21 protein-coding genes and 1 tRNA gene are annotated in these 26,820 nt (G+C 56.7%); 14 read left to right on the forward strand and 8 right to left on the reverse strand.

The features are described from left to right. Positions 1-79 precede the first annotated feature (79 nt). On the reverse strand, positions 80-1,429 hold the full coding sequence (locus EY643_RS06615) for a hypothetical protein (RefSeq protein WP_152661454.1): 1,350 nt from the start codon (positions 1,427-1,429) through the stop codon (positions 80-82). Between the two features lie 862 nt (positions 1,430-2,291). Between EY643_RS06615 and EY643_RS19880 the strand changes: the two genes are divergently transcribed. After that, the gene (locus tag EY643_RS19880; protein ID WP_152661455.1) at positions 2,292-2,465 is read left to right on the forward strand and encodes a zinc ribbon domain-containing protein; all 174 of its coding nucleotides are present in this window, start codon (positions 2,292-2,294) and stop codon (positions 2,463-2,465) included. A gap of 33 nt (positions 2,466-2,498) precedes the next feature. On the opposite strand, the gene EY643_RS06625 is transcribed toward EY643_RS19880, so the two are convergent. Further along, the gene (locus tag EY643_RS06625) at positions 2,499-3,119 is read right to left on the reverse strand and encodes a recombinase family protein (RefSeq protein ID WP_152661456.1); all 621 of its coding nucleotides are present in this window, start codon (positions 3,117-3,119) and stop codon (positions 2,499-2,501) included. A 148-nt stretch (positions 3,120-3,267) separates the two neighbouring features. Beyond that, on the reverse strand, positions 3,268-4,191 hold the full coding sequence (locus tag EY643_RS06630) for a TonB family protein (protein WP_152661457.1): 924 nt from the start codon (positions 4,189-4,191) through the stop codon (positions 3,268-3,270). A gap of 301 nt (positions 4,192-4,492) precedes the next feature. On the opposite strand from EY643_RS06630, the gene EY643_RS06635 reads away from it, so the two are divergent. Then, positions 4,493-5,806: a KAP family P-loop NTPase fold protein gene (locus EY643_RS06635; RefSeq protein ID WP_152661458.1), complete on the forward strand. Its 1,314-nt coding sequence runs from the start codon at positions 4,493-4,495 to the stop codon at positions 5,804-5,806. 5 nt (positions 5,807-5,811) lie between these two features. Here the strand turns inward: EY643_RS06635 and EY643_RS06640 are convergent, their stop codons facing one another. Together EY643_RS06640 and EY643_RS06645 are read right to left on the reverse strand one after the other, a co-directional pair. Next, the gene (locus EY643_RS06640) at positions 5,812-7,239 is read right to left on the reverse strand and encodes a site-specific integrase (RefSeq protein WP_152661459.1); all 1,428 of its coding nucleotides are present in this window, start codon (positions 7,237-7,239) and stop codon (positions 5,812-5,814) included. A gap of 110 nt (positions 7,240-7,349) precedes the next feature. Next, positions 7,350-7,425 (reverse strand) — tRNA-Asn (locus EY643_RS06645). 165 nt (positions 7,426-7,590) lie between these two features. Here EY643_RS06645 and uvrB point away from each other — a divergent pair. Next, the gene (uvrB, locus tag EY643_RS06650) at positions 7,591-9,615 is read left to right on the forward strand and encodes an excinuclease ABC subunit UvrB (RefSeq protein ID WP_152661460.1); all 2,025 of its coding nucleotides are present in this window, start codon (positions 7,591-7,593) and stop codon (positions 9,613-9,615) included. A 20-nt stretch (positions 9,616-9,635) separates the two neighbouring features. Here uvrB and EY643_RS06655 read toward each other — a convergent pair whose 3' ends face one another. Further along, positions 9,636-9,956 (reverse strand): hypothetical protein, encoded by a 321-nt coding sequence (locus EY643_RS06655; RefSeq protein WP_152661461.1) that lies wholly within the window; start codon positions 9,954-9,956, stop codon positions 9,636-9,638. A gap of 183 nt (positions 9,957-10,139) precedes the next feature. On the opposite strand from EY643_RS06655, the gene EY643_RS06660 reads away from it, so the two are divergent. Then, positions 10,140-11,690, forward strand: coding sequence for an arylsulfatase (locus EY643_RS06660; RefSeq protein ID WP_152661462.1), 1,551 nt, complete (start codon positions 10,140-10,142; stop codon positions 11,688-11,690). Positions 11,691-11,735: 45 nt separating this feature from the next. Here EY643_RS06660 and EY643_RS06665 read toward each other — a convergent pair whose 3' ends face one another. After that, positions 11,736-13,802 carry an ATP-binding protein gene (locus tag EY643_RS06665; RefSeq protein WP_152661463.1) on the reverse strand — a complete coding sequence of 689 codons (2,067 nt, stop codon included), beginning with the start codon at positions 13,800-13,802 and terminating at the stop codon, positions 11,736-11,738. Continuing rightward, positions 13,790-14,479, reverse strand: coding sequence for a proteobacterial dedicated sortase system response regulator (pdsR, locus tag EY643_RS06670; protein ID WP_152661464.1), 690 nt, complete (start codon positions 14,477-14,479; stop codon positions 13,790-13,792). Before pdsR ends, EY643_RS06665 begins: the two co-directional genes overlap by 13 nt. A 142-nt stretch (positions 14,480-14,621) precedes the next feature. Between pdsR and EY643_RS06675 the strand changes: the two genes are divergently transcribed. The 10 genes from EY643_RS06675 to pheT all read left to right on the forward strand — a co-directional run bounded on the left by EY643_RS06675 (position 14,622) and on the right by pheT (position 26,814). Next, positions 14,622-16,808 carry a marine proteobacterial sortase target protein gene (locus tag EY643_RS06675; RefSeq protein WP_152661465.1) on the forward strand — a complete coding sequence of 729 codons (2,187 nt, stop codon included), beginning with the start codon at positions 14,622-14,624 and terminating at the stop codon, positions 16,806-16,808. Continuing rightward, positions 16,801-17,388 (forward strand): class GN sortase, encoded by a 588-nt coding sequence (locus EY643_RS06680; protein WP_152661466.1) that lies wholly within the window; start codon positions 16,801-16,803, stop codon positions 17,386-17,388. Before EY643_RS06675 ends, EY643_RS06680 begins: the two co-directional genes overlap by 8 nt. Positions 17,389-17,462: 74 nt before the next feature. Beyond that, positions 17,463-18,836, forward strand: a complete 1,374-nt coding sequence (locus tag EY643_RS06685) for a wax ester/triacylglycerol synthase family O-acyltransferase (RefSeq protein WP_152661467.1) — start codon at positions 17,463-17,465, stop codon at positions 18,834-18,836. Then, positions 18,836-20,080 (forward strand): alpha/beta fold hydrolase, encoded by a 1,245-nt coding sequence (locus EY643_RS06690; RefSeq protein WP_152661468.1) that lies wholly within the window; start codon positions 18,836-18,838, stop codon positions 20,078-20,080. Before EY643_RS06685 ends, EY643_RS06690 begins: the two co-directional genes overlap by 1 nt. Before the next feature lie 101 nt (positions 20,081-20,181). After that, positions 20,182-22,104, forward strand: a complete 1,923-nt coding sequence (gene thrS, locus EY643_RS06695) for a threonine--tRNA ligase (protein WP_152661469.1) — start codon at positions 20,182-20,184, stop codon at positions 22,102-22,104. A gap of 63 nt (positions 22,105-22,167) precedes the next feature. After that, on the forward strand, positions 22,168-22,650 hold the full coding sequence (gene infC, locus EY643_RS06700) for a translation initiation factor IF-3 (protein ID WP_276612721.1): 483 nt from the start codon (positions 22,168-22,170) through the stop codon (positions 22,648-22,650). Between the two features lie 59 nt (positions 22,651-22,709). Then, entirely contained in the window at positions 22,710-22,904 is a 195-nt protein-coding gene (gene rpmI, locus EY643_RS06705) for a 50S ribosomal protein L35 (protein ID WP_152661471.1), read from the forward strand. Positions 22,905-22,929: 25 nt separating this feature from the next. Beyond that, the gene (gene rplT / locus EY643_RS06710) at positions 22,930-23,286 is read left to right on the forward strand and encodes a 50S ribosomal protein L20 (protein WP_152661472.1); all 357 of its coding nucleotides are present in this window, start codon (positions 22,930-22,932) and stop codon (positions 23,284-23,286) included. Positions 23,287-23,397: 111 nt separating this feature from the next. Then, entirely contained in the window at positions 23,398-24,411 is a 1,014-nt protein-coding gene (pheS, locus tag EY643_RS06715; RefSeq protein ID WP_152661473.1) for a phenylalanine--tRNA ligase subunit alpha, read from the forward strand. 27 nt (positions 24,412-24,438) lie between these two features. Beyond that, the gene (gene pheT / locus EY643_RS06720) at positions 24,439-26,814 is read left to right on the forward strand and encodes a phenylalanine--tRNA ligase subunit beta (protein WP_152661474.1); all 2,376 of its coding nucleotides are present in this window, start codon (positions 24,439-24,441) and stop codon (positions 26,812-26,814) included. Positions 26,815-26,820: the final 6 nt, after the last annotated feature.

Consider the following 26,820-nt stretch of genomic DNA (forward strand, 5'->3'; position numbering starts at 1 on the left):
CCTCCTTCTTGTAGCTCCAGGCTCAGCACGCTTCATGGGCTTTCTTCGAGTGCTGTTCTGTAGACAATTGTTGATGGGCTCAAGCAGCCAATTGTAGTTTTCTCCTCTTTACATGAATGTGCGGGCTCAAATCATAACTCTGCCTGAAAGCTGTCTCCATGGCGTGATGGACTTTCTCCCAGTCACGGTCACGGCACACAGCCCCGTCATGGATGGGCAGAAGCGGTATGGAGTGCTCCACACAAAAGGCGATAACGGACATCATTATTTCGCTTTCACGGAAGTACAGGCTTTCCCAGGTGTTGTCGTAGAACATATGTGAGATGCGCCAGTGCTTTGTGGCGATGGCGTCCCGGAGTTCACGCGCTTCTTTGAACAAGCCCATACCCTCTTTCTTAACGATGGCCTGAACGGCACCTTGAGGAGACTTTGAGTTCAGCATAACCTGGAAGGCCACCTTCACATGTTCCCGCTCGAAGCCGGGGATGTTGTAGGCGTCTCCGTCGATTTGAAGTGGCGTGTGGGCTGAGGATTGTAGCCCTGTCTCGGCATAGGCCAGTGTCGGCATCATGGCTCTAAAGTCCAGTTCTGCCACAGGTTCACCACCGATGGTCATGGCCTTGCGGTCTTCCTTCGAGAGGTTCTGTAGGCCGCAGTGAAACCTGCCGTAGCACCTGAAGGAGCCTTGCTTGAATTTTCGCGTCAATGCGAGTGACCGTAGGTTCGACACGACAGGTCTTCCAGCGTTGTCTGGGTGTACCCAATCCACGGAGGCATTCACCGCCCTCAAGCCGTTTATGTTCTTCCGCATCCAAATGGTCCTGGGGTTGTCTGCGTAATCCTGGAGTCGGTCATTCCTACCTTGGAGAATCACCACCTCGGAGCCAGTGGGGTCAACAGAGCCCTCGAAGGAGTAGCTGGCCTCAAGAATTACTTCATTATAAAGATGTCTTATCTTCTCTGTAGGTACGGCCAGGGAGGTTAGTCCACCAATACCAGCGCTGCCGCTCTTGCCACCCCTGTAGAACTCGATATATCCGTGTTCCTGTAGGACGTCGGCTGCGTCTCGTCTGCGGGCTTCCGGGAATAGGCGACCATTGAAGTATCTATTCTTCGGTGTCGCATCCGTCCCCGTCTTCCACAGTACGCCAATAGGAGAGTTGTCTCTGCGTGAGTGGTATGCCTCGAAGCAGGCGTTAATGAGGCTGTGTATTGCCTTCTCTGTACCTCTACGCAGGTCAGCCCGCCAGGAATACGCGCTGGTAATTTCAGTGACCTCCTGGCGTAGACGCGGCGAAGTAATCATTCTGTTCTGATCTGCTATGAAGCTTCTCAATATCTCATCTTCTTCAAGGTAGCCTTGGTTCCTCAACGGGCCGGTCCAGCGCTCGTTCTTCCATAGGAATCGTTCAATCAGGGGTTCAATCATTGTTGCGTCCTCGTTTATGTTCCCTTGGTTACAGGGAGCTTTGGTTGGGGTGGGTGGGGCTGGTGGGGGATAGTTCTTGCCAGGGCACTTGCCGGGCTACTTAAGGATTACCTTCTGCATAGAAATAGACTTTTGCCCCCCCACAGTTCTCAGGGGCGAGTGTTGTAGCGAGGCTGTATTCCAGGGTTGAGGGTTTTTGTATCCCGCGTGTAACGCTCACCACGCGATGTGATGGACGCACGGCATGGAGTGGGCGAGTTTTCGCCAGCGGGCTGAGTGTGCTATTCAGGCGCGCTCAGCCGGTGGGGGAGCAAATGATTCTAAGCGGCGTGGAATAGGTCGGCGTCTAGTTGCTCTATTCCAGAGTTCGGGGTTTTCGGCTGTTCCTTCCGAGGTTGTGTGTTTTTGGCGTTCGTACTCACCGTGCTGCATCACACAAGCGATTTGAACTACACATGAATCTCTAAGAAAACCGCCAGTGATTGACGGTAAGACCCCATATCGGAGCGGAGGGCGGCAACAGGTGCGCCTGCAGATATCCTGGCAGGATTACCCGAGGAGGGCTGTAGTGTACCGTTCTGCGCCTTGGGGGTGGCTACTCACCGCAGCATCCAGTTGGGTGATTTGTATTAGTCTGGATTTGATCTGACAGACATTGTCAGACTGCTGAGGTTTGCTTTCGTCTACTAGCAGCTATAGGAAAAAGCTCGGAGAAATCGAATCTAGCGGCTACCACATCCAGCAATTTGGTTCTCATCTATTCTATCTCTGTCGCTCAAGATCATGTTGTTGGCAGGTCCCGCCATCTCATTCTAAGGACGACTCTCATAGGATTCTGCAGCAAGGTCAGGAGGACTAAGAGATGGCTAGACTTATCAAATGCCCAGACTGCGGACAAAAGGTGTCTAAGCGGGCACAGGCTTGCCCAAGTTGCGGCTACCACGTTGCTAAATACCGCGGCCAGAATCAAGCCTTTAAGGTCTTGATGTGGCTCATTCTAATAGGCATATTTGCCAGCTATTTACAGGGCGGCTGATGGCACCAAGCCGCCGTTGAATCTATCCGTCTACTACTTCTTACGGGAGCCCTTGGTGGGAACCTTCTGCGCCCCCGTCTGCCCCGATGTGTCCACTCCGGCCTTCTTGAGTATCCGGTGAACGGTAGTCTTCGTGGACTCCAGGGCCTTGGCGGTGGCACCAATGCTGCTGTGTTCCATGTAGGCGCCTACCACTGCCTCAGTCTCCAATGATTGCTTCCTGCCGAACTGGACACCTTTGGCCTTGGCTGCTTCGATACCTGCCATCTGTCGTTCATACCTTAGGTCCGTCTCGAACTGAGCGAACACAGCAAGCATCCCGAACATGGCCCGTCCGGTACTGGTAGTGGTATCAATCCCTTGGTCCAACACCACGAAGCCCACCCCCGAGCTGCGGAAGTCCTCTACGATGTTCGATAGGTCATTGAGGGACCGGCCCAGTCGGTCCAACTTCGTGATGTACACAGTGTCACCCTTGCGAACAAACCGCTGTAGTTCCTTCAGCTTGGGCCTGTCTGCTGTGGTGCCGCTTTGCTTCTCTGAGAAGATGTTCTCCGGGTCACACCCTGCCGCCTGAAGTGCTTCCATTTGCACCTCCAGCGATTGCCCTGTCGTGGACACCCTCGCGTAACCTACCTTGACGCCCGTTCCCATGATGTATCGTTCCGTTACCCCTAAAGAATATGGAATGCATGTTATCGGAACGAAAACGGAACGGCAATACTCAGGGGGCAGAAAGTGTTCCTAAAGGTATACCCAGTGGAATGCTGCTCCAAGGCCGTTTGAACTTAGGAGTAGTAGATTACCTGTTCAACTCGAAAGTGAACTTATTGGATACCCCATGACGCTCCACAGGAACGTCATCGAGCATTTTGGGGCGGTATCGGAACTGCTTCGCTGCTGCTAACGCTGCTGCGTCAAACACTCCCGTGGGCACGGAGTGCGTGATGTGGAAATTCGTGGTTCGGCCTTCTTTGTCGATGCAGTATTCGACAATTACATAGCCCTCTAACCCAGCGTACTGAGCTATCCGGGGGTAAATCGGCGCTATCTTCCATGCGCCATGTTCTTCTATTTGTTGCTTAATCTCGTCTTCAGTCAAGCGACTCACTGGGGGCGGGTTGTCCTCAGGGTTGCTGAATACCTCCTTCGCCTGTTCATTCCCTAGTTCCGAAGCCCTGTCCAAATACATGAACGCGGTCTGGTAATCGACGTCAGTCCCTTGCCCGGTGAAGTACATGAAGTACAGCGAGTAGGCCGCGTGAGCCATCCGGCGATTGGCGGCGAGCGTGAACCAGTAGAGCGCGTCCTTGTAACTCCGCTCTGTGCCATATCCGTTGTAGTAGAGTCCCCCTAAAATGGATTGCCCTACGGGGTGCCCCTGCTCTGCTGCGGCAACACACCATTGAAATGCCTTGTCATAATCTTGGGGGTAGCCCTCCCTCCCATACCGATAGCCATCGCACCGTGCGATAGTCTCCTCTGCGTCACCCAAGCTCCCCGCTGGTGCGTCAGAAGCTTTCGCAGATAGCTCCGCTGTTTCCTCAAACGGATTCTCAGGCGTGTCGGTCTCAGCTAAGTCTACTTCTACCGAAACTGGGTCTGGGTCCTGCGCTTCGTCTTCCACCGCTGGTGTGGCACAGCCGAGCAGCGTCCCGGTTGCCACGAACAAGCTCAGGAATCGAAGTTTGGTAGTAGATGCTTTGAATTGAAGTGGCGAGTTCATGAGGTAGTTGTCCACCGTCCTTGTGGTGACTGCTTTCGATGGAGTCTATCTGGACGCTGGCAGAAATTCGAGAGAGGGCCAAGTGATTGGCGAAGAATCTATCGAAAGCCCAAACGCTTCCCCAGAGACACCTTGCGAATCCTACAGGCTCCAGGCACCCCCACCCCCTTATATAGAAGGCCCCCCGTTGCGCTGTGGGAGTAGGCCCTCAGATATTTTTCCTGATTTTTCGCTGAGGGGGTTGAAAGTTCGTGTAGTGAATCAATATTCAAATAATTGCAGAGTCAACTATTGAGGACTTATGAAGATTCGATTGCCTGAGCTTGAGATACCTGAGGATGCTGGTTTCTCTCGTGACTTCGACATGTTTGAGCGGAAAGCGTACGGAGTGCGCCTGCTGGATATAATTCAACGCGCGGACGACAATTTGGTTATTGGTCTCGATGCAGCATGGGGTGAAGGAAAAAGCACGTTCATTAGTATGTGGTCAGGTCATCTTCGGCAGAATGATGTCCCGCTCGTTGTCTACGATGCCTTTACGAACGACTATCAAGAGAGTGCGTTTATTGCACTGGCAAGCTGTGTATACGATGCCATACCCGAGAAAGAAACGGAGAGGCGGGAAGAATTCCTGTCTAAGGCCACGAGTTTGGGAAAAATTCTTCTTCGGTCTAGTGCGAGAATAGCCACACGAGCCGCGCTGGGCGTGGCTATCGACGACTCTGCTTTTGAATCTGCTTCTGTTGAGTCTGAGGGAGCCGCGCTTGTAGATCAGCTTATTGCTTCTAAGATTGCCGGCGCACAGCAAGAGAAGGAAGAACGTGCGGCTTTTCGCGCCGCATTGAGCGAGTTAGCGGGTTCCGGGAACGATGGCAGCAAGCTTGTATTTGTAATTGATGAACTGGACCGTTGTCGGCCTGCATTTGCTCTGGAGATAATTGAATGTGTGAAACATTTCTTTGCTGTGCCCGGTGTTTCATTTGTTCTGGTGATGAATCGTACACAGGTGGAAGAGTCGGTTCGTTGCACCTATGGTCAAGGCATTGATGCGCACACATATCTACAAAAGTTTGTGAATCTCTGGACGGCCCTTCCCAGCAAGGGCAATGGAGTCTTATCTGGCGCACAGCTTTACATGCGGAACTGTTTGGGGCGTATGGGCTTTGAGGTCCAAACGCAAGAGCAAAATGTAGTTGTGGAACAGTTTGACCAGCTAATCGGTCACTACAGGATGACGCTGAGGGAGATTGAAAAAGCTCTTACCAATTTTGCGATTGTAAGTAACGCCATCAATTCTCGCATGTATAGCCACTACTACATTCTCACTGTGTTCCTGGCGGTTCTGAAGGTTGTCCGTCCAGGTGTGTATGCAGACTTGGCAAAGGAACTTCTGGACTACAAGTCGCTCTCGGAGAGGGCTGGTTTGGTGTCTTTGGTAGATGAATACTGGAGTCGCGAAGAGGGTTGTTACCTCCGCTTCTTGCTGTGTGGGTATCTTGGCACTGATGCACAGCGTGAGAGCCTTTCCGATTTTAGTAGCCTTATGGAGTTCCGCAGGAGCGAGAACCCGGTAGCAAATATCATTAAATGGATGGAAACGCTTGAATACACATAGCCCGATCAGTCGTGCGGCAGTTTTTTCCATCCCATTCGAGAGAGATATGAGGGTATGTGTGGCGGCTGGTAGCTTGCCATGCTCTGATTGAGGGTTTCCATTCTGAACCTGCCAGTTGCATAGCGACGAGACTCGCCCATTCCTTCCAGGGTATGACCAGCCAAGGATTGAACTACCATCGTGTCGATACCTTGTTCCTTTATGGCTCGGTTAATGAACGTGTGCCGGAAGGAGTGATAGACAAGATTCTTTAGCGACCAGCCGGCAGGCAACTCGTTGGCTCGGTAGGTCCCGCCGAACCATTTACTGCAACGCTGTGCGGGGTCTTCAGTGTTCTCATTTGGGTACGGGAGTATGTGGTTGTGCCCCCTCTGTTTGAGGTGCAGAAGGTACTCTTCGAAGCCGAGGCGTAGTAGCTCTGGATGCACAGGTACCAGTCGTATCCCTGCAGGCGTCTTAACCGACTTGTCGCCTTCGTCGTTGATAGACAGGCACATGACGCCATCCACGGTTTGAACATCCTCAAGTCGTAGTTGTGCCAGTTCTCCGACACGAGCCCCTGTGTACAAGCCCAGGATAATCAGCCACCACCACGACTTCCGGCCACCAGGGCCACGGCGGTACTCCTTACAGGCAAACAACGGGCTGGAGAACAGCACCTTCAGGTCCTCCTCGGTATACCTTCCGCGCTCCCTCGGCTTCTCAGGTAGTCGTAGTGTCTTGCTTCGGAATGGATTAGGCCCACTGTAAGCCTCTGCCTCTGTCGCCCACTCCCACAATTTTCCCAGGCGCTTCATTCGCTCATTGATGCTCGTGGCACTCAATAGCTGGTCCGGTGGTGTGTCTAACTCCAATACGGCGTCGATTGGCATGCTCTTGTATGGCTTCCTGTCGGTCCGTCTTCGTGGCAATCGTAGGAGCGCTTCAAGATGCTCTCGGGCCTCAGCGAACCGGAACTCGTGGAAGTAGGCTCCTGGGTTCAACAGCGACAGTTCGGTGAACGCTTCCCGGTACTTCCTGCGATGCTCCTTTCCGCCAGTTCGGCATAGGTCACGCAGCGCATCCTCCAGGGCCTCTTTCAGCAGCAATGGTCGGGGCACAGGGGAGGGCGGCAGGGTGTCCGAGAGTGTCCGGACGTGTCCGCTTGTGTCCACGGTAGGTGCCTCAATGGCCCCCTTGGGTGCTACCACAAACTCAGTCAGCCCCTCCTCGTAGAGTTGCTGTGCCCTGATGCGTGTCAGTCGGGAGACCTCAGGGAACTGGAGCCCCGCGCGGTGGAGTTGGCTGCTGTAGGTGTAGAGGACGCCGGCCCGCTGTCTGGCGGTGTATTCGTCCTGGGTTCGTAAAGTGGTCCTAAGCAGGCTGCCTCCCAGTCGGCGCTGGAAGTGGTAGTAGCCCTGGAGGAGATGGTAGTAGGTTGGTGTCCGGCCCATATCTGAAGTCTCGTGTTTGTATCAAGAAAATCTCGAACCAACACGGGGCAGGTTTCATTCAGGCAAAAAAAATCCCCGAAAACATTGGCTTTCAGGGATTCTTCAGTATTTGGCTCCGCCTGCTGGGCTCGAACCAGCGACCCAATGATTAACAGTCATTTGCTCTACCAACTGAGCTAAGGCGGAATTGATCTCGTGAGAGGCCGCGTATATTAATGATGGAGCGGGGTTGGGTCAACACCCGTAATGCAATTATTTCTGATTCCTGACAGGTCTTCGAAACAGGCTGCATTTCATGCCTATGTGGATGATAATTAACGGCTAATTGATGATCCTGAGAGCCGCCCCGCGATGTCCCGCCCATTCAAGGTAGAGTCCAAATTTGAGCCCGCCGGCGACCAGCCGGAGGCGATTCGCCAGTTGGTAGAGGGACTTCAGGCCGGGCTGGCCTCGCAGACGCTGCTCGGGGTCACGGGCTCGGGCAAGACGTTCACCATGGCCCACGTGGTGGAGAAGCTGCAGCGGCCCACGATTGTGATGGCTCATAACAAGACCCTGGCGGCCCAGCTCTACGGCGAGTTCAAGGAGTTCTTCCCCAACAATGCTGTCGAGTACTTCGTTTCCTATTACGACTATTACCAGCCCGAGGCTTATGTGCCTTCGTCCGATACCTTCATCGAGAAGGACGCCTCGGTTAACGATCACATTGAGCAGATGCGCCTATCGGCGACGAAAGCACTGATGGAGCGGGACGACTGCCTGGTGGTCGCCACTGTCTCGGCCATCTACGGCCTGGGTAATCCCGATTCCTATTACAAGATGCGCATGCACGTGTCACGCGGCGAGATCATCGATCAACGCCAGATTTTGCGCCATCTCGCCGAGTTGCAGTACACCCGCAACGATGTGGACTTTGCCCGCGCGACTTACAGGGTGCGCGGCGATGTGATTGACATCTTCCCGGCCGATTCTGAGCGCGAGGCGGTGCGGCTCGAGTTGTTCGATGAGGAAATCGAGAATATCTACATCTTCGATCCCCTTACCGGCGCCGTCGAAGCCAAGATTCCCAGGGTGACGATCTTCCCGAAAAGCCACTATGTGACGCCACGGGAAGTGATGCTGCAGGCGGTGGACCAGATTGAGGCGGAACTTGAGGTGCGCCTGGATCAGCTGCAGGATCTGGAAAAGAGGGTGGAAGCCCAGCGCCTGGGGCAACGCACCAAGTACGATCTCGAGATGATTCGCGAACTGGGTTACTGCCAGGGGGTGGAAAACTACTCTCGTTACCTCTCGGGCCGCGCGCCGGGCGAACCACCTCCCACCCTTTTCGAGTACCTGCCTGACAACGCCCTGGTGATCGTGGATGAATCGCATGTCACCATTCCGCAGATTGGCGCCATGTATAAAGGTGACCGCTCGCGCAAGGAAACGCTGGTGGAATACGGATTCCGACTCCCCTCAGCACTGGACAACAGGCCTCTGCGCTTTGAGGAGTGGGAGCGGCTGGTGCCGCAGGCGATTTTTGTCTCTGCCACGCCAGGCAAGTACGAGGACGAGCACGCAGGCCGGGTTGTTGAGCAGGTGGTGCGCCCAACAGGGTTGTTGGACCCGGAACTGGAAGTGCGCCCGGCGACGACCCAGGTGGACGATTTACTGGGCGAAATTCGGACAACGGTAGAGCTGGGGGAGCGGGTATTGGTTACGACTCTCACCAAGCGTATGGCCGAAGACCTGACAGAATATCTTAGCGATCATGGGGTGCGGGTGCGTTACTTACACTCCGATATCGACACGGTGGAGCGGGTTGAAATTATTCGCGATCTGCGTCTCGGAGAGTTCGATGTGCTGGTGGGTATCAACCTGTTGCGGGAGGGCCTGGATATGCCAGAGGTCTCGCTGGTGGCGATACTCGATGCGGATAAAGAGGGCTTTTTGCGCTCAGACCGGTCTCTTATTCAGACCATTGGCCGGGCAGCGCGTAACCTCAACGGCCGCGCGATTCTCTATGCCGACCGGATCACTGGCTCGATGGAGCGAGCGATGGCTGAAACCGAGCGGCGCCGGGAGTTGCAGATGAAGCACAACCTCGAGCACGACATCACGCCGCGGGGGGTGGAAAAATCAGTTCAGGACATTATGGAAGGTGCCCGGCGTATGCCCACCAAGGGCAAGGCCAAGGCGAAAAACGTGGCAGAGCCGAAGCTGGCATTTGGTGCCGAGATCGCCAACCTCTCACCTGCCGCGCTGTCCCGTAAGCTCAAGCAGCTGGAGAACCAGATGCAGGAACACGCCAAGAACCTGGAGTTCGAGGAAGCTGCCGCGCTCCGCGACCAGGTCGCGGAGATCAAGCAGAAGGCCTTTATGGGGAACGGTTAGTTCCCCTCGCCGTGCGCTGCCTAGTAGAAACGCTCTTTAGCCATCACCTCTTTGAAGTAGGCCTTGGCCTCGCGCGTAGCGGTCATTTCCAGAGTCTCGATTTCACCTTCACTATTGCGCCAGCTGACGAAACTCAGTTCTCCGTTAGCTGACTCCACTGGCGCTGTCTTGGTCACCCGCGCAGCATACTCGTCACGTATCTCTTGACGGACCGATTCGGCGCCGTGAAGGTCTCCCCGGGCGATCCGTTCGATTAACCTTTGCTTCCTGCCATCCTGGCCGTTTTTCTTGTCCAACGGTTGATGGGGGCGCGGATTTCTTGGAATTGCGACACTTGCCATTTGGGTCTCCTCCTGTGGTATTGACTCCATCCTAGGGAGGGTTGGCCAGCGGGCACATGGCGTGTGACGACAGCGACATGACCCCCAGCGACAATCAAGGGTGATTATTATTGCGTGCTGGCGAGAGTGGTCTATATTCACCATGGGAAGGTCATTCCCGCCAGTTATCTGAAGGAGCTTTAAATGCTGAAATACACCAAATCGTTGGTGGCCGGAACTCTCGCGTGTCTCGCGCTAGGAACCCAGGCCGCTGACAAACCCAATATCCTTGTGGTGTGGGGCGATGATGTGGGCCAGTCCAACATCAGTGCCTACACTCGGGGCGTCATGGGGTACACCACGCCAAATATCGACCGCATCGCCAATGAAGGCATGCTGTTTACTGACTACTACGGTGAGCAGAGCTGTACCGCCGGTCGATCCTCCTTCATCATGGGACAGTCAGTGTTCCGTACCGGGCTCAGTAAAGTGGGCCTGCCCGGCGCTGACCTGGGCATGCGGGAAGAAGACCCTTCCATTGCGGGCCTGCTGAAGAATCACGGCTATGCCACGGGCCAGTTTGGCAAGAATCACCTCGGTGATCGCGACGAGCACCTTCCCACCAACCACGGTTTTGATGAGTTTTACGGCAACCTCTATCACTTGAATGCAGAGGAAGAACCCGAAAACGAAGACTATCCCACCAATCCTGAGTTTCGTAAGAAGTTCGGCCCTCGCGGTGTGATTCGCTCCTCCGCCGATGGCAAGATTGAAGACACTGGCCCGCTGACCAAGAAGCGCATGGAAATTGTCGATGACGATACCTCCGCCGAGGCGATCAAGTTCATCGAGAAGGCCCACGCCGAAGGCAAACCCTTCTTCGTCTGGTGGAGCGGGACCCGGATGCATTTCCGCACTCACGTTTCCGACGAGAAGATGAAGTGGTGTAAAGAGCAGTATCCACGCGCCGATATGTATACCTGCGGCATGCTGGAACACGATGCTCACATTGGACTGTTCCTGGATAAACTCGATGAACTTGGCATTGCCGACAACACCATCGTGTTTTACTCAACGGATAATGGTCCGCACTACAACACCTGGCCAGACGCGGCCGCTACGCCGTTCCGTGGTGAGAAAAACACCAACTGGGAAGGCGGTTGGCGTGTGCCGTCCATGGTGCGCTGGCCCGGCAATATCGAAGCCGGTTCTGTCTCTAACGAGATCATGCACCACATGGATTGGATGCCGACATTTCTTGCCGCCGCGGGCGAAGCTGATGTCAAGGACAAGCTGCTGAAAGGCCACCGCGCCATAGGCCGCCGCTACAAAGTGCACCTGGACGGCTATAACTTCCTCCCACATCTGACGGGTCAGGAAGCTGGCGGGCCTCGCAATGAGATCTTCTACTTCTCCGACGACGGTGACCTGACAGCCTTGCGCTACCAGGACTGGAAAATGATCTTCATGGAGCAGAAGACAGAGGGAACGTTCCGCGTTTGGATGGAGCCGTTCGTGCCACTGCGCGTGCCCTTGATTCTGAATCTGCGTCGTGACCCTTACGAGCGCGCGCCGATCACCTCGAACACTTACTACGACTGGCTGCTGGATCGCGCATTCCTGCTGGTACCAGCGCAAGCCTATGTGGGTCAGTTCCTGGAGACATTCAAGAAGTATCCGCCGCGCCAGAAGGCCGCGAGCTTCTCGCTGGATCAGGTGATGGATAAGTTGACCACGCCGAGTGGCCCGCAGTAAGACTGCAGTCACTGATACGAAAAGGGCCTCTTTAGAGGCCCTTTTTTATTGCTGCGCGTGTTTTGGTAACAAGATCGAGAAACGCACACCGCCAGCAATGTTCTCCGCCCTTACATAGCCGCCATGGTAGTCGCTGATCAAGCGCACCACGTGCAGCCCCAGCCCCAGGTGCACATTGTCGCTTTCACGCTCGCGCAGGGAGACCATGGGCTCGAACAAGCGATCGCGCAAATTGTGGGGCAGGGCGGGGCCCTCGTTGCTCATTGCAATAACCCAGTGCGCAGGCTGCTCCGAAAGGTCTAACTGGATCGTTGAGCCGGCGGGCGCGAATGAGGCCGCATTGTCGAGTATTTTGTCCAGTGCCTGGGCTAGTAATTCTGGGGCGGTCTCGGCTTCAGCGCTTTCAACCTCGAGGTTGAGTGTGATCTTGTGCTCGGCGTAGACATCCCCGTAGGCATCACTGATTTCCTCAAGCAAAGGCGCAAGGTCCATTGCGTGCAGGGGGTTGGTGCGGACACTCTCTTCCAGTCGATTTGCTTCGCTCATGGCGGTGAGGATGGACTTCAATCGGTCCAGACCTTCCCGTGCACGGGCCAGATATACCGTGCCCTGCTGTGGGCCGCCCGCGCTGTGTTCGAGGTTTTCCAGTGAGGTCTGGATGACGGCGATCGGAGTGCGCAGCTCGTGTGCGAGCTTGCGACTGAGGGTGCGCAGATAGTCGTTGTACTCCCGCAGTCGTTCGAGCAGGTCGGCATAGGCCCGGGACAGTTCGCCGATTTCGTCGGGAGCCCGACTGCGTGGGAATTGTCCCTGAATAGCGCCGTCCGAGGCGATCACTTTGTGCGCCGCCTCATTCAGGCGCCTTATTCGCCAGGACAGCAAGCTGGCGTAGGCGAGCAGGCCCAGGATGCCTGTGCCCAGGGCCAGCAGGCTATAGCCCAGCAGGCGGCTGAACGCCTGGTCGGTCAGAGAGAGGTACTGTTCGCCGCTCTGGGTGATGATGATGGCGCCGATGATGCCATCCTCGTTCTTCACTGGTGCGGTTGCGACCAACTGGCTACGGGTGGTACTGCCCGGTTCACGAAACCTGAGATTGCCAGGCCCGCCGGAAAGAGCATCTTCCACCAGCGTTTGTGCCGCCTTTCCTGCCTGGTCAGTGACTGGGGGCGGAGGCAATGTTTCTTCAGCGAGAATGCTGCGGTACAGCAGGCGCAGCAACCAGAATGTGTTGTCGTCAGCCTTGTGGCGGGCTGACCCTGTACTCGCCAGCAGCCATCGACTGTTATCAGCCACCTGGATTTCAAGGCGCTGGTTGTCAAACAGCGCAAGGGCTTGCTGCAGTGCATCCGAGGTGTAGATCAACCACGGGGGTGAGGTCGTTTTCAGCGGCGCGATATTCCCCAGGGTGGTTACCGGACTGCCTTCGCCGTGACTCACGTTATTGATGTAGAGCCCCAGCCTCCCGCCAGTCATTTTCAGGGGCATTTCCAGTTCAATACTGTATCCGTTCATGGCGTCTTGCCAGTAGCCGCGAATTCGCCCTGGGTCCATTCCGCGAGTGCGGCGGCTGGCGGCACGGCCGCGCATACTGCCTGGCGCCGCGGTGGCCATGACATAGTCCTGACGCCTGCCGTCCTGCCAGGTGCGAATCATCAAGCGGTCGCCATTCGGCTCTCGCGACAAGCCGGGGTTGTGGTAAATCACGTCGCTGTCTTGCACCTGTACCAGCAGGAATAGGCTGTCGCCCCGGGTCTGGGCCTTGATGTGCATGGCGAGGTCGCCCGCGTCGCTGCGCAGCTGTAGGCCGGGAATGTCTTCCCAGCCCTCGGCATAGCCGTCCACAGGAATGCGTATTTCGGCGGGGTGGGCGTGGATGTTGGGGCGTTGTTCCGGTGGCGCGTCGATGCGCTCGGGTGCAGGGTATATCGAGCGGCTATCGGCCCCGACCACCGCAGCCACGGCCTGGGCCGTGGCCTGCAGTGTCTGCTCCTGGCCGTGGCGCAGCGCGCCTTCCATTTCACGAATGAACTGGCAACCTGCCCAGGGCAAAGTTAGCAGCAGCAGCGCGACAATAATCAGTTGTCTGCGCAGGCTGAAGGTCAGCCTTTCCATCGATAACCCACGCCGTAGGCCGTTTCGATGTGCTGGAACCGATCGTCCACACCCTGGAATTTTCGTCTGATCCGCTTGATATGCGAGGTAATGGTGTTGTCATCCAGCACCACATCCGCGCTGTTCATGAGCTGCTGTCTGGATTTCACATGACCGGGGTGCAGTGCCAGAGCGTGCACCATCCAGAATTCTGTCACCGTGAGATCCAGCGCCTGTGCTTTCCAGAGCACGGTCATACGCTCTCTATTCAGTTCCAGCTCGCCCTGACGCACGATGTCATCTTTTTTCTCCGGGCTTGCCAGCGCGCGGACCCGGCGCAGCAGGGCGTGTATCCGTGCAAGGAGTTGGGCCTGGCTGATGTCCTTGGTGAGGTATTCGTCCGCTCCCAGGCGGAGTCCGGAAATAATGTCCAGCTCGGAGTCGCGCGCGGTGAGGAACACGATGGGAAGTTCCGCGGAGCGCGCCCGCAGTTCACGGCAAAGCTCGAAGCCGCCCTCCATTTCGTCACCCAGGCCGATATCTATGATCGCCAGGTCTGGCAGGTTCATGGCAAATGCGGTGGCTGCCTGCTGGCGGTCCGGATACAGGCGCACATTGAACCCCTGACGTTCCAGGTGATCGCGGTAATTGGCGGCTATGGCCGCCTCGTCTTCGACGATGGCAATGTGTTGCGGCATCCATGGATGGTTTCAAATATCCCGCGATAGCTCAAGCGCTCGCCACAATTCATCATAATTGATCAGGGCAATGCCACATCGGGGCGCGGCTTTGCCACCTCGGGTGATTTAAATACAGGGACTCAAATATGGAGAACCTGTTATGAAAGCGTATCAATCAGCGGCACCCCTGCGGCGGGATGTTTCAAGTTTCGGTGGTCCACTACTCTGGCTTTGCTTTCGCTGCCTGCCCATGGTGGTTGTAGCTTCTGTAGTGCTGTTGATGCTGTCTAGTCTAAGCGTCAAGGCAAGCCCGATCGAGGAGGTCTCGCCTAATGATGCCCAGGCGGGTCAGCTCTACCTGCGCGGCGGTTCATCTGCTTACCAGCCGGCAGTGCTGCATGGCAGCAGCGCATCAGTAGCGGTGTCGGGGATGATTGCCGTGGTGACTTTAAAACAGGTATTCAGCAATCCCACGACGCAATGGCAAGAGGGTGTATACGCCTTTCCTTTGCCTGAAACCGCAGCTGTACGAGCCATGGAGATGCGTATTGGCGAACGGCGCATTGTGGGCGAGATTCGTGAGCGTGAGGCTGCGCGCAAGGCCTACACCCAGGCGAAGCAGGTCGGTAAGAAAGCGTCGCTGGTCGAGCAGCATCGGCCCAACCTGTTCAGCAATCGCGTGGCGAACATCGCCCCGGGCGAAGAATTGGAGGTGACGCTGGAGTATGTGCAATCAATCAGCTATCGCGATGGTGTGTTCTCCCTGCGCCTGCCCACCACAATCACCACGCGCTACATCCCGGGCGTGCCGCAGCAGGACGAGACGTTCACAGCCGAGGCCACGCTGGATGTGTTACCCGATCACGGCTGGGCGATGCCCACGGATCAGGTGCCTGATGCGCCGGCGATTACGCCACTGCAACATGCTGCACCTGGTAGCGACAGCGCGCCGCATAATCCGATTGTGATCACCGTGCGCCTCGATCCTGGCATGCCGCTGGCGGGCGTAGAGTCGCCCTTTCACGATATCGCGCTGAGTCGTCGCGCGGGGGTTTACGATGTGAGTCTGGCGGCGGGCAAGGCAGAGATGGATCGTGACTACGTGCTGGAGTGGCGTCCAGTGACAGGCAGTGAACCGGCCGCGGCGCTGTTTACGGAGAAGGTAGGGCAGGAGTATTTCGGTCTGTTGATGGTCGTGCCACCCGCGGTTGAGCAAGCCCAACCAGCACCTGCGAGGGAGATGATATTTGTCGTCGATACATCAGGCTCAATGGGTGGTGTCTCAATTCGGCAGGCGCGCGAAAGCCTGCAGCAGGCTCTGCGTATGTTGCGGCCGGAGGACAGTTTCAATGTGATCGCCTTCAACAGCAATTATCGCAAGCTGTTCCCCAGAGCGGTTGCTGCGAGCGCACACAATGTGCAGCGAGCATCAGAGTTTGTGCGTCATCTCAGCGCCAGCGGCGGCACCGAAATGATGCCGGCAATGCAGGCGGCGTTGTTGCATGAGGCCGAAGGGGATGAACTCAGCCCCCATGCGGCGTTGCGCCAGGTTGTCTTTATCACCGATGGCGCGGTTGGCAACGAAGAGGCGTTGTTTGCAGAAATTCAGCACACGCTTGGCCCCAGTCGCCTGTTTACGGTAGGTATAGGATCGGCTCCCAACAACTGGTTTATGCGCAAGGCGGCGGAGTTTGGCCGAGGCACATTTACCTATATAGGCGATGTCCAGCAGGTCGGTGACAAGATGACGCACCTGTTCCGACAGTTGTCCAGCCCGGTGGCGGTCGGTTTGGCGGTGGATTTACCTGCGGGTGCGCAGATGTGGCCGCAGCGGGTACCCGACCTCTATGCGGGCGAACCCTTGTTGCTCGCGGTGAACTTCGGTGAGCAATTGCCGCTGCAAGAGATTGGCATCCAGGGCGCGATAGCCGGACAGGCGTGGCAGCGCGAATTGAGCTTTGCCGGTGCAGACCCGCAGCGTGTAGCCAGTCACGACGGTGTCGCTTCTATATGGGCGCGCCGGAAAATCGCCGGATTGCTCGATGAGAAAACACGGGGGGCGAATGAGGCCACGGTGAAAGCCAAGGTATTGCCGCTGGCGTTGGAACACAGTCTACTAAGCCCTTACACCAGCTTTGTGGCGCTGGAGCAGCAGGTTTCCCGCCCGCAGAAAGATGACTTGCACAGCGGTCCTGTCGCCAACTCCCGGCCGCAAGGGCAGGCCGGTGCAACATACGCATACCCGCAAACCGCTACTACCGGCCCGGCGAAACTCTGGTTGGGAACGTTGCTGCTTTTTGCCGCCCTCGTGCTGCGGGCGACCCGCCAGGAGGAGCACGATGCCTGATGTACTTTTGCGAGCGGTGTGGCCACTCTTGCTGCTGGTGGCGTTGCAACAATTGGGCGGTGCAGCGGTGATAAATTTCAAGGCATGGCTGGCACCGGTGTTATTGGAGCGGGCCTTTGTGCAGAGTCAGGCGCAGGGCGGCGCGGCAGTTCGCCCCTGGCCCTGGGCGGACACCTGGCCAGTCGCCCGCTTGCGAGTGCCCGCGATGGCGGTAAGCCGTATGGTGCTCGCAGGTGACAGTGGCAATGCGCTAGCGTTCGGGCCTGGTCACAGTGCTGCTTCCGCTCCTCTGGGCGGGCCCGGGGAAGTGGTGCTTGGTGGTCACCGGGATACACACTTCCGCTTTCTCGAGCGCGTCGAACCGGGAACCGAGCTGGAAGTGATGTTGGGTGATGGCCGCATGCTGCACTATCGGGTGACTTCTATGGAGGTGGTGAATGCCCGTGAAGAGCCGCTGCGTGTAGGCGAACAGGCCGACAGGTTGTTGCTCGTTACGTGCTTCCCTTTTGACAGCCTGGAAAGCGATGGCCCTCTGCGCTACGTCGTCAGTGCCGAGCGCTCTGGCCGTGTGCATTTATAGCCGGGGAGGTAAATGTCTGGTGGCTCTAACGCTGCTATAATAGGCGGCCAATTTTGGTGCAAGAGCCCTGACATATGTCTGCAAGCAAGCTGAAGCCGCTGGACGCGGTATGGCTTATGATGGAAACCCCGGACACACCGATGCATGTCGGCGTCCTGGCAACCTTCCAGAAACCAGCCAGAGCAACTGCAAGTTACTTTGCCGATCTGGCCGACGAACTGCGAGCGACTGAAGCCGTTGCGCCCTGGAATTGTCGCGTAAGCCGCGGTGTGGTCCGTAAGCTGAGTGAAGATCCTGATTTCGAGCTGGACTATCATTTCCGTCGCTCTGCGCTACCCGAACCTGGTGGTGAGCGCGAACTGGGCCGCATGATTTCGCGCCTCCACAGCAACGCTCTGGATCGTGCCCGCCCATTGTGGGAATTCCACCTCATCGAGGGGCTGGAAAATAATCGTTTCGCGTTTTACATCAAGATTCATCACGCGCTGGTGGAGGCGGTCAATGGTGTCCCTGCGCTGCTCTCTACCCTGGCCAGCAGTGCTCGCGCACGCAATGTTTCCCCGTTGTGGACAGTGCCGCTGTCTGCTGTTGAATCGGGTGACCTTATGGATGACCTGGGTTCCAGTGGCCTGGAAGGTACCCTGGATTCCGCCGGCGCACTCGGGCGTGCAGTAGTGGACATGGCCCGGGCAGCGGTGCAACCAAGCGAACGTAACAGCTTTATCTTCCCGCGCGGAACCCCTCGCTCCACCTTGAATCGGCATATCAATGCCCAGCGCCGCTTCGCTACTCAGGAGATTGAGCAGGCGCGGATCGAAGCACTGGCAGAGGCCACCGATAGCACTGTCAATGAGATGCTCACCTATTTGATGGGCAGTTCCCTGCGTCGATTTTTCAAGGAATACAACGCGCTACCAGACGAGTCGCTGGTGGGCATCATGCCCGTCTCGCTGCAAGAGCGGAGCCAGCACCTGGCCGGCAATGCGATTGCCGGTTTGCGGGTATCCCTGGGGACCAACTTTGGCGATCCGCTGGCGCGCCTGGATGCGGTTAAGGCCTCTATGCAGGAGGTGCGCGAGGACCGTGCATCCTTGCCAGAGGAGGCCGTGACCTCCTATGTTTTGTTGCGAGCTGCTCCCCTGTACGCGAGTCAGTTGGGCGTGCTGGGCCGGTTTGTGCCACCCCTTTACAATCTGGCGGTCTCCAACACTGCCGGTTCCGACAAGCCCCTGTATTTCAACGGAGCCCGTCTTGAATCGATTTATCCACTGGCCCCGTTGATGCAACACAGTGCGCTTAGCGTGGATTGCGTGAGCTACAACGGCAACTTCAATATCGGATTTACGGGTGCCCGCGACACGCTGCCACATCTGCAGCGTATGGCTGTCTATCTCGGCAAGGCCATGACGGATCTGGAAGAATTGCTGGCGGCGGGGGAGGTGGCCTGATGAACAAGATCACAGCAACATTTCTCAAGAAAGGCCTTGAGCTGAACCATCGCATGGCTTCATCGACAGCAAACAGCGTCGATTGGCTATTCAAGCGCGATACCCTGATCAAGTCTGGCCGTACCTGGTACGAGTTGGTGCATGACGGCGATCTGATGGCGGTGCGTTATTACGATCTACCTGAAGATGACGAGATCGAGCTTGTTGATGGCTCCACCATGGCCATCGAGCGCAATCAGCACGCTGTGCCATTGGTGCTAATCCCACCGCTGGGCGTGACTACCGAAACGTTCGATCTGATGCCGCAGCGTAGTCTGGTGCGCTATCTGGTGGCGCGTGGTTTCAAAGTATACCTGGTGGACTGGGGCAAACCGCAGAAGGAGCACGCCCATCTGGGGATGCTCGACTATTGCAACGACATGATGGGGACAGCGCTGGACAAGATTCGCCGGCACTCTGGCAGCGAAGACCTGTCACTGATGGGCTGGTGTATGGGTGGTTTATTCTGCCTGATGTATCAGGGCGTCAATCAGGACCCCCGGATTCGCAACATGATCACCGTGGCCAGCCCGATTGATCTGGAGAGTGGCAAGGGCGTGGTGGGCATGGTTGCCGGCGCAGCCCAGGCACTTGATGGCCCCGCCCAGCTGGTGAGCAACTACACCAATTTGCGGCTGAATACGCTGGATCCCGCGAGGCTGTCGATGCCCGACTGGGCCACGACGATCGTGTTCAAGATGACGGACCCCGTGGGTAGCGTCACCACTTACTGGGATCTGATGACGCGACTATCTGATCGTGAGTTTGTTGAATCGCATTCCACCACATCCGATTACCTGAACCACATGCTGCGCTATCCGGGCGGGGTGGTGAAGGACCTCGCCGGCAGTGTCAGTGAGAACCAGATGGCCAAGGGCCAGGTTGTCATCCGGGATGTTGTCGTATCGCTGAACAAGATCAAGTGTAATTTGCTGGCCTTTGCCGGTGAGACGGACGCCCTGGTGCACCCGGAAGTCGCAGGTGCAGTTGTTGACGTGGTCGGTTCTGAGGACAAGGAGTTTCGCATTGCTCCGGGCGGTCACATGGGTGTGATCATCGGTAGTAAGGCGCAGGCGGCCGTTTGGCAGGAATCGGCGGACTGGTTAGTCAGCCGTTCAGCGGTGAAACCGCCGAAGAAAAAGCGCAAGACGCCTGCGAGAAAAACCAAGGCTAAAGCCAGGGTCAAACCCAAGCTGCGCAAATGATCCCCCGGGGGGTGACCGCCCCCGCTCTTCCTATGTTAGAATGCGCGCCCTCTATTTCACGTGGCCTTTAGTAGGGGCCACCACTGACCCAAGGAAAGCTCATGCCTGTTGTTACCCTGCCTGATGGCTCCCAACGTTCTTTCGATAACGCGGTTTCTGTGCACGATGTCGCCGCTGATATCGGTCCGGGGCTGGCCAAGGCTGCCCTCGCGGGCGTTGTTGATGGTAGCGAAGTAGATACCTCTCACCTGATTGAACAGGATGCGTCACTGGCGATTATCACTGAGCGCGATGACGCCGCTCTGGAAATTATCCGCCACTCGACGGCGCACTTGCTTGCTCAGGCAACCCAGCAATTGTTCCCCGGTGTACAAGTCACGATCGGTCCTGTTATCGAGGACGGTTTCTATTACGACTTCCACACAGGTAACAACTTCACGCCAGAGGATCTGGAAAAGATCGAAAAGCGGATGGAGGAAATCGCTGCACAGGATCTCACCATCGAGCGCATTGAGTGCAGCCGCGAGAAGGCGATCGAAATTTTCCGCAACATGGGTGAACGCTACAAGGTCAAAATCATTGAAGACCTGCCCGAGAGCGAGCAAATCAGCCTGTACCGGCAGGGCGCCTGGATGGACCTGTGCCGCGGCCCTCACGTCCCCAGCACCGGCAAGCTCAAGGCCTTTAAACTGACCAAGGTTGCAGGCGCCTACTGGCGTGGCGATTCCAATAATGAAATGTTGCAACGGGTCTATGGCACTGCCTGGACCAATAAGAAAGCGCTCAAAGCGTATCTGAACCGTATAGAAGAAGCGGAAAAGCGCGACCATCGCAAGATCGGCAAGAAACTGGGGCTGTTCCACACCCAGGAAGAGGCCCCGGGAATGGTGTTCTGGCATCCTCCAGGCTGGAGCGTTTACCAGACCATCGAGCAATATATGCGCGAGCAACAGCGGCTCAACGGCTACGAGGAGATCAAGACCCCGCAGCTGGTAGACATGTCCCTTTGGGAGCGCTCCGGGCACGCCGACAAATTTGGCGACGACATGTTCATGTTGAACACTGAAGATAAGGCGTTCGCCGTCAAGCCTATGAACTGCCCCTGCCATGTTCAGGTGTTTAACCAGGGCCTCAAATCCTACCGCGACTTGCCTCTGCGGCTGGCAGAGTTTGGCTCATGTCATCGCAACGAACCATCCGGCTCACTGCATGGCATTATGCGTGTCCGCGGCTTTACCCAGGACGATGCGCACATATTCTGTACCGAGGACCAGATTCAGGACGAAGTGTCCGTCTTTATCGACTTCCTCCACTCAGTGTATGAGGACTTCGGCTTCACCGATGTGATCTACCGTCTGTCCACGCGCCCTGAGCAGCGGGTGGGTTCCGACACCGACTGGGATCGAGCAGAAAAAGCACTGGCCGATGCCCTCGATGCCCAGAATCTGCCCTGGGAAGAACTCCCCGGGGAGGGCGCGTTTTACGGGCCCAAGATCGAATTCTCACTCAAGGACTGTATCGGCCGGGTGTGGCAGCTGGGGACGGTTCAGGTGGATTTCTCCATGCCGGGGCGCCTGGATGCGCAATATGTGGCCGAAGATGGCACCCGCCAGGTGCCGGTGATGCTGCATCGGGCCATTTTGGGGTCATTTGAGCGATTTATCGGTATTTTGATCGAGCATTACGAGGGAATTTTCCCCACCTGGCTGGCGCCAACACAGGCTGCGGTGATAAATATCACCGACAAACACGCCGAATATGCCAAATCTGTGGAAGATTCCTTAAAAAACAAGGGTTTCAGGGTCATTTCGGACTTGAGAAATGAAAAGATCGGCTTTAAAATCCGCGAGCTTACGATTCAGAAGGTCCCTTACCTACTCGTAGTAGGGGATAAAGAAGTCGAATCGAACCAAGTGGCCGTGCGCGCGCGTCGCGGTAAGGACCTGGGATCCATGGATCTCGATGCGTTTGAAACGCTCCTTACCGAGGATGTTGCGCAGCGTGGCCGTATTGCAATGGAATAATGGAGAATCAGCATTAAGAGAGACAGCAAAGGTGCCGCCAAGAAGGCGCTGACGAACGACCAGATAACCGCGGACCCGGTCCGCCTTGTAGGTGCCGAAGGCGAGCAGGTGGGCATTGTGTCCCTGGCTGAAGCCAAGGCGGCGGCAGAAGCTGCCAGCATGGATCTGGTTTTGATTGCTGATTCCGACCCCGCAGTCTGTAAAGTGATGGACTACGGTAAGCACATCTTTGAAGCGAAGAAGCAGAAAGCGGCCCAGAAGAAAAAGGCCAAGCGGACTCAAATCAAAGAAATGAAGTTTCGTCCAGGGACGGAAGAGGGAGATTATCAGGTAAAACTACGCAACCTGACACGTTTCCTTGAAAACGGCGATAAGGCCAAAGTCACCCTGCGTTTTCGCGGGCGTGAAATGGCTCACCAGGAAATTGGCATGGAGCTACTCAAACGAGTAGAAGCTGATCTGGCCGAGTTGGGTGGTGTCGAGCAATTCCCGAAAATGGAAGGCCGACAGCTCACTATGGTTATTGCCCCTAAGAAGAAGAACTGAAGGCTTGTGACGCCCCAGTTTCTTTAATTTTATTATTTGCGAATGCGGAGTATTTGATTATGCCAAAAGCAAAAGTTCACAGTGGTGCGGCCAAGCGGTTTAAAAAGACTGCTGGCGGCTACAAGCGCAAGAGCGCACACAAGAGTCACATCCTGACTAAAATGACCACCAAACGTAAGCGTCAGCTTCGCGGAACCTCCATGATTCATAAGAATGATGAAGTTCTGATCGATCGCATGATGAAAACGAAGTAACGGTAAATAGGAAAGGAGTAGACTTATGCCTCGCGTAAAACGTGGTGTGGTGGCTCATCGCCGTCACAAGAAAATCTTGAAGCAGGCCAAGGGTTACTATGGTGCCCGTAGCCGTGTCTTCCGTGTTGCCAAGCAAGCCGTTACCAAGGCTGGCCAATATGCATACCGTGACCGCCGTCAGCGCAAGCGTCAGTTCCGCGCGCTGTGGATCACTCGCATCAATGCCCAGTCTCGTGCCAATGGCCTGAGCTATAGCCGCTTGATCAATGGCCTTAAGAAGGCTGACATTGCCCTGGACCGTCGCGTATTGGCGGACCTGGCTGTGCATGACAAGCAGGCGTTTACAGCGATCGTGGAGCAAGCGAAGGCCCAACTGGCCTAAGCCCACCCCCGCTGCGGTGAAACTTGCCGCGGCATCGCTGGCTACACTGGAAAACCAAAAGGGAAAGGGTTCTGCTCTTTCCCTTTTCTTTTATTTAACGAGACCGATTTAATGGAAAACCTCGAGACTCTGGCAGCAGAAGCAAAAGCCGCCATTGAAGCCGCCTCAGACGGCCCTGCACTGGAACAGCTGCGTGTTGACTACCTGGGTAAGAAAGGCCAGATCACCGGCCTGCTGAAAGGCCTGGGCAAGCTGTCGCCAGAGGACCGGCCCAAGGCCGGCGCCCAGATCAATGTGGTCAAGCAGGAACTGCAGGACCTGATCGGTGAACGCAAAAGTGGGATGGAAGCCGCTGCGGTGGAGGCCAAGCTGGCTGCTGAAACCATCGACGTGACCCTGCCTGGCCGCGGCCAGACCACCGGCGGTATTCACCCGGTGACGCACACGATGGAGCGGATGGAAGCCTTCTTTGCGGCGATTGGTTTCGAGGTTGTCGAAGGCCCTGAAGTAGAGGACGACTACCACAACTTTGAGGCGCTCAATATTCCCGCCCACCACCCAGCACGTGCCATGCACGACACCTTCTACGTGGACGAACACACTGTGCTGCGCACTCACACCTCGCCGGTCCAGGTGCGGGTGATGGAAAGCCAGCAACCGCCCCTGAAAATCATCTGCCCGGGCCGCGTCTACCGCTGCGACTCGGACCTGACCCATTCGCCGATGTTCCACCAGGTGGAAGGGCTGCTGATCGACGAGCAATCGAGTTTCGCAGACCTTAAAGGCCTTATTGAGCGCTTCCTGCAGGTGTTCTTCGAGAAGGACCTGGAAGTGCGCTTCCGCCCGTCTTTCTTCCCCTTCACTGAACCGTCGGCTGAAGTGGACATTCAATGCGTGAATTGCGGCGGCGAAGGCTGCCGCGTGTGCAGCCACACCGGCTGGCTGGAAGTGCTGGGCTGCGGCATGGTGCATCCCAAGGTACTGGAATACTCTAATATCGATCCGGAGAAATACTCTGGCTTTGCCTTCGGTATGGGGGTGGAGCGTCTGGCCATGCTGCGCTATGGGGTAAATGACCTGCGCCTGTTCTTCGACAATGACCTGCGTTTCCTCGAGCAGTTCTAAGCCACCGTATTCTGGAGTAAGTAAAAAGTGATTATCAGTGAACAGTGGCTGCGCGAATGGGTAAGCCCTGAAATCAATACCGAAGACCTCGCCCACCAGATCACCATGGCGGGCCTCGAAGTCGATGCAATCGACCCTGTAGCCGGGGAATTCACCGGTGTGGTCGTGGCCGAGATCGTTTCTGCTGAACAACACCCCGACGCAGACAAGTTGCGCGTCTGTGAGGTGAACACCGGCAGTGAAACAGTGCAGATCGTGTGCGGAGCGCCGAACGCGCGCGCTGGGCTGAAGGCGCCGCTGGCGACCGTCGGTGGTGTGCTGCCCGGCAACTTCAAAATCAAGAAAGCGAAGCTGCGAGGTGTTGAGTCTTTCGGCATGCTCTGCGCCGAACAAGAATTGGGCCTGTCTGAAGAAAGCGACGGGCTTATGGAGCTGGCGGCGGATGCACCTGTTGGCAGCGATATTCGCGACTACCTGGGCCTCGACGATCGGGTCATTGAGATTGGCCTTACTCCGAACCGCGCCGATTGCCTCGGCGTGGCTGGTATCGCCCGTGAAGTAGGCCTGCTGAATGATGTGGCAGTAAGTGCCCCGGTAATCACTGCCATAGAACCCAGCCATCAGGAGAGCTTCCCGGTAGAGCTGGTCGAACCTGAGCGTTGTTCCCGTTTCGTCAGCCGTGTCATTCGCGGTATCGATGTCAGCAAACCGAGCCCACTGTGGATGCAGGAGAAGCTGCGCCGAGTGGGGCTGCGCTCTATCGACGCGGTGGTGGATGTCACCAACTACGTGATGATGGAACTGGGCCAGCCCATGCACGCCTTCGACTACAACAAGCTGTCGGGCGGCATTCGCGTGCGCCTGGCAGAGCAGGGCGAAGCGCTGGAACTGCTGGATGGCCAGACCCTGGAGCTCAACAGCGACACCCTGGTGATCGCGGATCACGACAAAGCCGTGGCCATGGCTGGCATTATGGGCGGGCAGGGCACTGCCGTGTCCGAAACCACCACTGACCTGTTCCTGGAGATGGCGTTCTTTACGCCGGAACTGATGGCTGGCAAGGCTCGCTCTTACGGCCTGCATACCGATGCGTCGCATCGCTTTGAGCGCGGTGTGGACTTTACCCTGCAAACCAGAGCGATGGAGCGCGCGACTCAATTGCTCCTCGATACCGTCGGTGGCGACGCAGGCCCCTTGTGTGAAACCGTGAGCGAAGAACACTTGCCGGTGCGCCCGGATGTCACCCTTCGTGCGGCGCGTATCCAGAAAGTACTCGGCTTCGAAATGGATGCAGCAGAAGTAGAACGCATTCTCGCTGGCCTCGGCCTGGGTGTGACCATCACCGAAGATGGCTGGCGCTGTACAGTGCCCAGCTGGCGCTTTGATATTGCTATCGAGGCGGACTTGCTGGAAGAACTGGCGCGTGTCTATGGCTACAATCGCTTGCCTGTTAGCCATATCAAGGCAGACCTGATTCTGCCTGAGAGGCGTGAGACGCAGCTGGGTATTCGCAGCTTGCGCCAACATCTCGCCGCGGCGGGATATCAGGAAGCTATCACCTACAGTTTCGTCGATCCCTCTCTACAGAAACTCTTTGATCCTGCACTGGAGCCGGTGGCACTGGCCAACCCTATTTCTGCCGATATGGCGGTGATGCGCACAAGCCTGCTGCCAGGCCTGCTCACCGCGCTGACTCGCAACACCAAGCGGCAGCAGCCGCGCGTGCGCCTGTTCGAAACCGGCTTGCGCTTCCTGCCCGGCGATGAGGGGCTTGTTCAGGTTCCCACCCTGGCCATGGTGGTCACAGGCGACAAGTTGGAAGAGGGCTGGGCTGAGGCCTCGCGTCCGGTCGACTTCTTCGACCTGAAGGGCGATGTACAGGGCCTGCTGGCGTTGACGCGTGCCATGGACACCTTCGGCTTCGTACCCGGTAAACGCGATGCCCTCCACCCTGGGCAGACAGCGATGATTACCCGGGATGAGGAAACGGTCGGCTATATCGGCGCTTTGCACCCTTCTGTAGCCAAAGAGCTGGGTGTGAGTGGCGCGGTTTATGTTGCTGAGATTACCTTGTCTGCCGTGCTACAGGCGGAGCTGCCGGTCTTCGCGGAACTCTCGAAATTCCCTGAAGTTCGCCGCGATCTGGCGGTACTCGTGGACAAGGCGGTGCCCGCAGGAGAGCTCATGGCAAATGTTCGAGCCTCAGCGGGTACTTACCTCACAGACTTAACCCTCTTTGATGTCTATGAGGGCAAAGGTATTGATCCTAAACGGAAAAGTCTGGCTTTAGGTTTGACATTCCGGGATTCTTCACGCACTCTTAGCGACCATGACGTGAATCTGGCTGTTGACCAAGTGGTTGATTCGCTGGAGAAAAACTATAAAGCCGAGCTTAGGAACTAGGTAAGG

It is taken from the genome of Halioglobus maricola (assembly GCF_009388985.1).
Taxonomy (GTDB): Bacteria; Pseudomonadota; Gammaproteobacteria; order Pseudomonadales; family Halieaceae; genus Halioglobus; species Halioglobus maricola.